This is a genomic window from Paenibacillus sp. 32O-W (assembly GCF_007679495.1).
Classification (GTDB): Bacteria; Bacillota; Bacilli; order Paenibacillales; family NBRC-103111; genus Paenibacillus_L; species Paenibacillus_L residui.
This window is the reverse complement of sequence record NZ_VEGP01000048.1, coordinates 33,947-42,507: the sequence shown is the minus strand read 5'-3', so window position 1 is coordinate 42,507 and position 8,561 is coordinate 33,947. Positions and strand designations below refer to the sequence as shown.

The following is an 8,561-nucleotide window of genomic DNA, read 5'->3' as shown; positions in this document are numbered from 1 at the left end:
AGAGGCTCCGTTAGGAGCTTTTTTTATATTTCATCGGTAAACGCGCCCGTCCTAAGGACGGCGATAGCCGTTTATCCTTGTTTACTGCTGGTGCCGTGCAAACGGAATGGCGCGTCTAACTGGATTTCATACAGTTAGTTTGAACCTCTGGAACGAAAGACGGAAACTAAGTGGAAAAACTACAGCTAGTTTGTACAAAAAAGGCGATTTTGGCAAAAAGCCCGGATTCTAAATGTAGTTTTTCCATTTACTTTAATCGCTTTCCACCATTCGCTTGAATTTAGCTGCATAAAATACAGTTAGACCATCTCGACCCTCGAAGTAATGGTTTTCTATTTGTGTAACACTTATATCCAAACTTATATTCCGCCAATCAAACCAAACCTTTAAATAGATTTTCGCTCTGTGAAAGTTGAATTATTATCGCTGCAAGAGAATAAGAATCCGGAGAAGATCATGAAGGCGGCGGAAGAAGCCATCCTTGCCCTCATCCCTCATAATTATAGTTACATGACTGTAGGGTTTTGAAATTGGTGCACATTAAACGAGCCGTCCACTGTTGGTCCGGCATCTTTAGGTTGCCTTGCTGAAGGATAACGAATAACGGAGCAGGGGAAGAAATGAACACACTACTATACCGAAGGTTTTAGTCCGCACCATTTCAAACTCCGCTCATACAGCCTCTCCTGCTGCTGTTGATCATAAGAGAACGGGCCGGTTTGCTTTTGCTCCATTTGCTTAAAATATTGGCCCGATATCCCTTCAAGCGACGGATCCGCAGCCAGCCTCAGAGACGGCCCCGCCCCTTTTTCCGGACTGGACATGAATAACTTTAACAGCGGTCGAAATATGGAGGGGGCCATCCGCGAAGATTGAGGCGTATAGATGACCCCGGGATGCACCGCATTGACCGTCACGAAAGTGCCGGATAACTTGCGGGCAAGCGCATAAGTGAACATGACGACAGCCAATTTGGAAGCCCCGTAAACTTTCAACGAATTGTATTTAGCGGGGGCGATCATTTGCTCGATATTCAAGGTTTCAGCCTGTACTTCCGAGGCTACATTGACGATACGGGCCGGAGCACTTCTCTTGAGCGTGTCAAGAAGAAGATGCGTTAACAGAAACGGGGCATAATAATTTAATGCGAAAGTCATCTCCATTCCTTCCGCATTCTTCTGATAGTCTTTAAAGACTCCGCCGGCGTTGTTGATCAGCACATGCAGCTTGTCGTGCCGATATAAATATTGCTCTGCCAACGACCGGACGCCATCGCTGGTTGACATATCCGCCACTAATAATTCAACACTCCGGTTGCCGCTTCGCTTAATGATATCCGCTTGCGCTTCTTCCCCTCGCTTCGGATCTCTGGCCGCCATAACAACATGCGCCCCGGACTTTGCCAGCCCTAACGCCGTCTCTCTGCCAATACCTGAATTGGCTCCTGTAATCAGACACAGCTTCCCGTTCATGTTCATTGCTTGGGCACCTCCCCAACAAGTGGAATATTAGTCCATACCTATGTACATGCAAATGAGTGGTTAAATTTTTTTGGTTTTTTCCTACGCAAAGTATTATAATGCCCATGATTATTATTGCAGTAAAAGTGTAAAATTAAGATATCAAATGTCAAAAGGAAAAGGAAGATTCGATTCGATGACAGAGGAAAAAACAGGTTGGAACTTCGATAATAGTTACGCTCGTTTGCCGGAAAGGTTGTTCTCTAGGCAAAAACCGACTCCTGTACATTCGCCGGAGCTGGTCATTTTCAATGAGCCGTTGGCGGCATCTCTTGGTTTGAATGCCGAGGCATTGCGAAGCGAAGAGGGTGCCGAGGTGTTTGCCGGTAACCGGATTCCCGAGGGCGCGGAGCCTCTTGCGCAAGCTTACGCCGGGCATCAATTCGGGCATTTCACCATGCTGGGGGACGGACGGGCTCTGCTGCTCGGCGAGCAAATAACGCCTTCCGGAGAACGGTTCGATATTCAGCTCAAAGGTTCAGGTATGACGCCATACTCCCGCGGGGGAGACGGCCGTGCCGCATTGGGGCCGATGCTGCGTGAATGCATCATCAGCGAAGCAATGCATGCGCTGGGCATTCCGACCACCCGCAGTTTGGCAGTGGTCACAACCGGTGAAACGATTCAACGTGAAACGGAGCTGCCAGGTGCTGTATTGACCCGCGTCGCTTCCAGTCATATTCGCGTCGGCACTTTTCAATACGTATCGAGATGGGGCACCGTCCAGGATCTTCAAGCCCTTGCGGATTATACTTTGCAGAGGCATTTTCCGGTTGGCGATGCTGTCCCGAATCGCTATTTATTTCTGCTGCAGGAAGTGATTAAGCGGCAAGCCGGGCTGATTGCCCAATGGCAGCTCGTTGGTTTTATTCATGGGGTGATGAACACCGATAACATGGCCCTCAGCGGAGAAACGATAGATTATGGGCCTTGTGCCTTCATGGATACCTATGACCCCGCAACGGTGTTCAGCTCTATTGATACTCAGGGCCGATATGCCTATGGTAATCAACCGTATATAGCGGCTTGGAATCTGGCCAGATTTGCCGAAGCTTTGCTGCCCCTGCTGCATGAGGACGAGGATGAAGCGGTGAAATTGGCTCAAGATGAGATATCGGCTTTTACCGGACAGTTTCGCCGGAACTGGCTCGCAGGAATGAGGGCGAAGCTGGGCCTCTTTAACGAAGAGCCGGAGGATCAAGCCCTGATTGAAGACCTTCTTGGTATGATGCAGAAGAATGGTGCGGACTACACGAATACCTTCCGTGCCTTAACTTTCGGTAAGCTGGAGGATACAGGCCTTTCCTGCAGCGCGGATTTTGATCCATGGCATGAGCGGTGGCAGGCGAGACTGGGCCGGCAGCAGGAATCCCAGGACTCCTCGCGCCAGCTGATGCGAAGCAGCAATCCCGCGGTCATTCCCCGCAACCACCGGGTGGAAGAGGCGTTGGAAGCGGCGGTGGAGGAAGGAGACTACAGCGTGATGGAGCGTCTGCTCGATGTTCTGTCGGACCCCTATAAGCACTCCCCCGAACAGGCTGAGTATGCAGCGCCGCCTGCGCCGTCCCCCCATCCTTACCGCACTTTTTGCGGTACATGACAGCTGGTTATAAAGTGGTTATTACGATAACGGGCGCCCATTCCAGGGCGCCCGAAATTTTCAAATTGGAGTTCCATATCCAAATAACGAGGCTGCCGTGGAAAAACGATCGGCAGCCTTATTTAAGCTTCGGCCAGCTTGCTCGCGAATGATTTCGCGGACTATGCCGGCATTCTATTTATTATCGTGCCTCTTACGTTCCCGAGAACGGTTCATACCTTCGTTCATGGCTTGCCAACCTATGACTTACAAGGGCCATAATTACAGCCAACACGAGAAAATACATCGGCATCGTTAATAATGAACCATTATGAAGATAACTCATGCCGCTCGTAATCAGGCTGACGACAAGGTAGTAACCCAATCCGAAAATGGCCCCGGGCTGGCGTGATGCCGATTCAGCGGCATGGCATGGGGCATGACTTTTGCCTGGAAGGAAGCGATCTAACTGTATTTTATGTAGGTAGATTGAAGCGAACATCGTAAAGTGAGATGGCTAACTGGAAAAACTACACTTAGAATCGAGGTTTTTTACTGATAACGCCCTTTTTGTCTAAAATAAATGGAGTTTTTCCATTAAGTTTTAATTTTTAGCTCCAAGGAAGCAAACTAACTGTATAAAATCCATTTTAACCGATCCCTGTCGGGACCAACGAATGCTGCCGATAATGATCAGCTATAACAAAACTGTCCGGTGATTAGCTAAATAGGTTTCGTATATGATTATCGGTAATGATAAATATACATTGGGGAGGACGGGCCATTTGATCAAAAAAGATGCTCCTAGTCTGGATTTAGCAGCACAAGTAGTAGGGGAATATCTTAATTCTACAGCTTTTAAAATAGAAAGGGTCTTAAGCGGAGTCTCCACTTATGTCTATCGTATCCGATTAGGTGAGGAGACCTTGTATCTTCGGGTTCTTCCGGAACAAGAGAGAAGCTTAGGCGTGGAAGTACATGTACATTCGTTAGTAAGACGAATGGGAGTTCAGGTTCCGGAGGTCATCCATTTTGAACACCATAATGAAGTCTTGGGGATGTCGGTGATGCTCGTTAAAGAAATCCCTGGTTCCAGCGTAGAGGATTGTATTTCCAATGGCGAATATGAGGACATTCTTTACCAAGCCGGGCAACAGATTGCGGTTATCCATCAGGTCAAGGTCGATGGCTTCGGTTGGATAATAAGAGGCCAAGAGCAATACGGCAACTTTTTACGAGGCGAGAAAAAAACATTGCAGGATTACATCTGTCCCTACTTGGAAGAGGATTTATTTTTACTGTCACAGAAGGTTTTCAGTAAGAGAGACACCTCTCAGATCACAAATATCATAAATTCCGGAATGGAATTGATGTCCAGGCACGAAGCCCATTTGGTTCACGGGGATTTCGATGATTCGCACATTTTCCAGCAAGCCGGGAAATACACGGGGATCATTGACTTCGGAGAGATCCAAGGAAGCAGTCCTTTATATGATTTGGGGCATTTCAAATTGCATGATGGTCAGCGTTATTATGGCTTCGATTCGTTAGCGAAGGGGTATGATGCAGTCACCTCCCTCTCATATAATGATCTATTGGAAATCGACCTTTGGGCATTATGGATAGGGGTAAGAAGATTAGGGATGATATGCGGAAGGACTTGGGGACGTTATCACGAACATTTAATAAAAACGGTAAACATGGAAATAGAACTATTAAAAGATATGCTTTAATTATAGGCGGGTCGAAATTAGTTTAATTGAAGGGTCGGTCGGGCCGGTGACTATGGATTCCTATCCCCATTGTTCCAACGGTGTTATATAATAGCAGAATGATATGAACGAAAGGGAGGCCAAAATGAAAGCGGTCCAAGATATGTATCAAACCTTCCAGGAGGAAATGGGATGGGCGCCGGTTGACAAGCATGACTATCAGTCCAGCAAAGAATTTCTTCTATATATCCATATGCTGCTGACAACCGAGGTGGCCGAAGTAGCCGAAGAATTTCGCAAGATGATGTATAGAACAAGGGACCTTGCCGAAACCGGGATGGAGATAAACGAAGCTTATTCCCGGGCGAAACAAGAAATCAGAGAAAATTTGGGCAAGGAGCTGGCGGATTGCCTTGCTTATCTTTGTAAGCTGGCCAACTTCTTTGACTACGATTTAGAAGAGGAGCTTCGCGCCAAGCTGGATGAAATAAGAAAGAGATACAACAAGTAAGGTAGTCGTAATCTAGCCTCTAAGACCAGTTTGGTTATAGAGGTTTTTTCTTGCTGAGCAGAACCGGCAGCATGGCCCGCCTAAGCCGAGATATTGGTTTTTACAACTCTGTTACATCTTCATGCTATGCTAGGGAAGAGTTGGTCCTAGTGGCAACAATTTTAATTGTAGAGGATGAAATTCCAATCAACGAGCTGGTCAGAAGAAACCTGCAATCCGTGGGACATAGATGTATCTCCGTATTTGACGGGAAGGCTGCCCTACTTGAGCTGGAACAGCATGAGGTCGATCTCGTCCTGCTGGACATCATGCTTCCTGAGATGGACGGGTACGAGGTGTATCAGCATATTTGCAAGACCCCTACGATTTTCCTGACGGCGCGAAGCAGCTTGTCGGATAAGGTGAAGGGCCTGACTCTCGGCGCAGATGATTATCTGGTCAAACCGTTTGAGATGTTAGAGCTGCTGGCAAGGGTGGACGCGGTATTAAGACGTACCAAGAAGGAAAGCAAGCATTTTGAACTGGACGGGGTTAAAATCGATTTTGAAAGCAGACAAGTCTTTCTGAATGAAAATCCGGTCGAATGTACTCCCAAGGAATTCGACTTGCTGGAAGTGCTGGTGAACAATCGCAATATTGCTCTTTCCCGGGACAAGTGCTGGAGCTTGCCTGGGGCTACGACTATGCAGGGGATACAAGGACGGTGGATGTCCATATTCAGAAGCTGAGAAAGAAGCTGGATATGGATGTCAGAATTAAAACGGTCTATAAGCTGGGATATCGTCTGGAGGTGTAGAGGTGAAATCGCGGACTTTTTTGCTCACGCTCATTCTATTCCTCTTGTTTTTTTACAGCGGGATTTTATTGGCATCGGTCGCGACGCTCAAGAGCAATTTGGACAACTCCAAGGATCGCAGTCTGCGGGAGCATTATTTTATCGCATCGTCTTATGCTAAGGATTTGAATGCTTTGGAGAATAGAGGGATTTCGGCAGGGGACGGAATTGGATCGCTCTATCGCTCTTACCTTGACTTCTACAGCAAGCAAAAAGTGATTCTGGCGGTTTCCAAGGACGGCCAACCACTGTTTGCCGATTTCATAGATAGGTCCACTTCGCTCCCCCAAATCTCTCGTCTTCCGAAGACGGGCGAACGTCTGGTTTCGATGGAAAAGCACGAAGGCAAGGAATACATCAGAGTAGCGGGTGCCCTGCCTGTACCATACGATACCTATACGCTTACCTATTATTATGATGTGTCCAACATCGTCTCTTCGTGGAACCAAATGACGGTGATGTTGTTTTTATATGGAATGTTATTTTGCGGATTGCTGGCCGCTTGTTTAATGCTTGTTCTGAATCGCGTGTTCAAGCCGCTTAAGCAAATTTCGGCGGCTTCCAAGAGCATTGCGCAGGGACAATACGAGAATCGGATTAAGGTTAAGGGGAACGATGAGCTTGCCGAAATGGCCGGGAGTTTCAATCATATGGCAGAGGAGATTCAGAGCCAGATGCAGCAGCTGGCCACAGCCGCTGAACAGAAGCAGCAATTTGTAGATAATTTGGCCCACGAGCTCAGAACTCCACTGACGGCTATCTACGGATATGCGGAATATATTCAGAAGGTCGCCCGCACAGAGGAGGACAGGCTGTTCGCGGCCCAATACATTATGTCCGAGACCCGCAGACTCCAGAAGATCGCTTATCGTCTGCTCGATCTGGCCATTCTTCGCGGAAATAAAATTGAGCTGTGTGAAGTTCCTATAGATAAGCTGATTCATGAGGTGGAGCAATCCGTGTCCATGAAGGCAGCGGAACGCGGCATTCGGATGACCTGTGAATGCCGGTTTGATACGTTATTGTGCGATGCGGACCTGGTGCATATTCTGCTCGTTAATTTGGTCGAGAACGCGATTAAAGCATGCGGTTCGGATGGAATCATTCACCTGAGCGCAACTCTGGAGAATGGAAGAAAAGTCATCTCTGTCCACGATAACGGCAAGGGAATGACAGAGGAGCATCTCCATCATATTACAGAAGCATTCTATCGAGTGGACTCTTCTCGAAGCCGTTCTCAGGGTGGAGCGGGATTAGGTTTGACACTGTGCAAACAGATTGCACTGAATCATGGAGCGGAGCTGAGCTTCTCATCTGAGCCGGATATAGGAACGACAGCCAAGGTAACTTTTACAACTTAATAATAAGTTCGTGATCGTTTGATAACTTTAGCCTTATATACTCATCCCTGTGATCACAATCTTTCAAAGGAGATGGTATGATGGGAACGTCGAAAGGTAACGAAATGAAAAAAATGGTGATCGGATCGGTAGCGGCCATTGCGGTGACTGCGCTGGCATTCGGCGGTATCAGTCAAGCGGTCAAAGCGGCGGAAATCGGTAAAACGCAAACGATTCCTACCAATTACAACATTCCTTATGCGGGGGCAGTGAACAATAACGTGCCTGACGATTACGTAAAGAAGGATTACGCGTTAAAATTTGTCGGTCAGGATCAGCCCACCGTCAACGATATGAAGATGGAGGAGGCTGCGGAGCTCGCCAGTCAGAATTTATGGCGGATCTTCCAGGCAGATCTGAGTGGTCAAACACTGGAAATGACCTATAATCCGGCCGGCACAACTCAACTGCGACCTATTTGGGAGGCTAATGTTAACATTAGTGATACGCTGTCCTATACCTTCACTCTGGATGCCGTAACCGGGGAAAACCATTCGATAGCGAAATGGGCTTATCACAAGGCGGACATTCCTGAAGGAATGGATTTCAATCTGTTGAAAAACAATCAGGAGTATCAAGAACTGGCGAAGACCGCAGCAGAAAAATATGAATTGGTATCAGGCAAAGTGACATCGGTTGAGTATATTGCCCAGGGATATCAGGAAAATCATGGCGCAACGGCCAGGAATGCGGACATTACCTTCCAGGTGAAATCGGATAAAGGGGAGGTGGCTCGACTCACTTTCTCCAGATACGATAAAGACTTGCTGACTATAGAATATAGCAGCTGGATTGAAGAAACCGAGCGTCTGGAAAAGCAGATTGAGCAGGAACTGAAGGAGAAGACTGAGAAATTTATTATTACGGACGAGTTATTGAAGAAAATTGAGGAAAATGGAGCCCCTATGCTGCTGGAAATAAAGTAAACGCCATGAGCATGACAGAATGGTATGGTTACGTTGATTGGATGATTCGTGCCATCCTGCCGCGAATAGTAAACATTA

General features: G+C 47.3%; 7 protein-coding genes and 2 pseudogenes. 7 read left to right on the top strand and 2 right to left on the bottom strand.

From position 1 onward, the window contains the following. Positions 1-405 precede the first annotated feature (405 nt). Positions 406-528, top strand: coding sequence for a hypothetical protein (locus tag FS806_RS26820; protein ID WP_260982151.1), 123 nt, complete (start codon positions 406-408; stop codon positions 526-528). Between the two features lie 104 nt (positions 529-632). Here the strand turns inward: FS806_RS26820 and FS806_RS17665 are convergent, their stop codons facing one another. Next, positions 633-1,478, bottom strand: a complete 846-nt coding sequence (locus FS806_RS17665) for an SDR family oxidoreductase (RefSeq protein ID WP_144939270.1) — start codon at positions 1,476-1,478, stop codon at positions 633-635. Positions 1,479-1,656: 178 nt separating this feature from the next. Here FS806_RS17665 and FS806_RS17660 point away from each other — a divergent pair, with 178 nt between their 5' ends. Further along, positions 1,657-3,120, top strand: coding sequence for a protein adenylyltransferase SelO (locus FS806_RS17660; RefSeq protein WP_144939268.1), 1,464 nt, complete (start codon positions 1,657-1,659; stop codon positions 3,118-3,120). A 193-nt stretch (positions 3,121-3,313) separates the two neighbouring features. Here the strand turns inward: FS806_RS17660 and FS806_RS26815 are convergent. Further along, positions 3,314-3,499: pseudogene (locus tag FS806_RS26815) on the bottom strand (hypothetical protein); the annotation flags it as partial. Between the two features lie 385 nt (positions 3,500-3,884). On the opposite strand from FS806_RS26815, the gene FS806_RS17650 reads away from it, so the two are divergent. The 5 genes and pseudogenes from FS806_RS17650 to FS806_RS17630 all read left to right on the top strand — a co-directional run bounded on the left by FS806_RS17650 (position 3,885) and on the right by FS806_RS17630 (position 8,483). Next, entirely contained in the window at positions 3,885-4,832 is a 948-nt protein-coding gene (locus FS806_RS17650; RefSeq protein WP_186328413.1) for an aminoglycoside phosphotransferase family protein, read from the top strand. Between the two features lie 124 nt (positions 4,833-4,956). Next, positions 4,957-5,322, top strand: a complete 366-nt coding sequence (locus FS806_RS17645; RefSeq protein WP_144939263.1) for a MazG-like family protein — start codon at positions 4,957-4,959, stop codon at positions 5,320-5,322. A 149-nt stretch (positions 5,323-5,471) separates the two neighbouring features. After that, a pseudogene (locus FS806_RS17640) lies at positions 5,472-6,118 on the top strand (response regulator transcription factor). Between the two features lie 2 nt (positions 6,119-6,120). Beyond that, on the top strand, positions 6,121-7,518 hold the full coding sequence (locus FS806_RS17635; RefSeq protein WP_144939261.1) for a sensor histidine kinase: 1,398 nt from the start codon (positions 6,121-6,123) through the stop codon (positions 7,516-7,518). A gap of 77 nt (positions 7,519-7,595) precedes the next feature. Then, positions 7,596-8,483, top strand: coding sequence for a hypothetical protein (locus tag FS806_RS17630; protein WP_222126703.1), 888 nt, complete (start codon positions 7,596-7,598; stop codon positions 8,481-8,483). Positions 8,484-8,561: the final 78 nt, after the last annotated feature.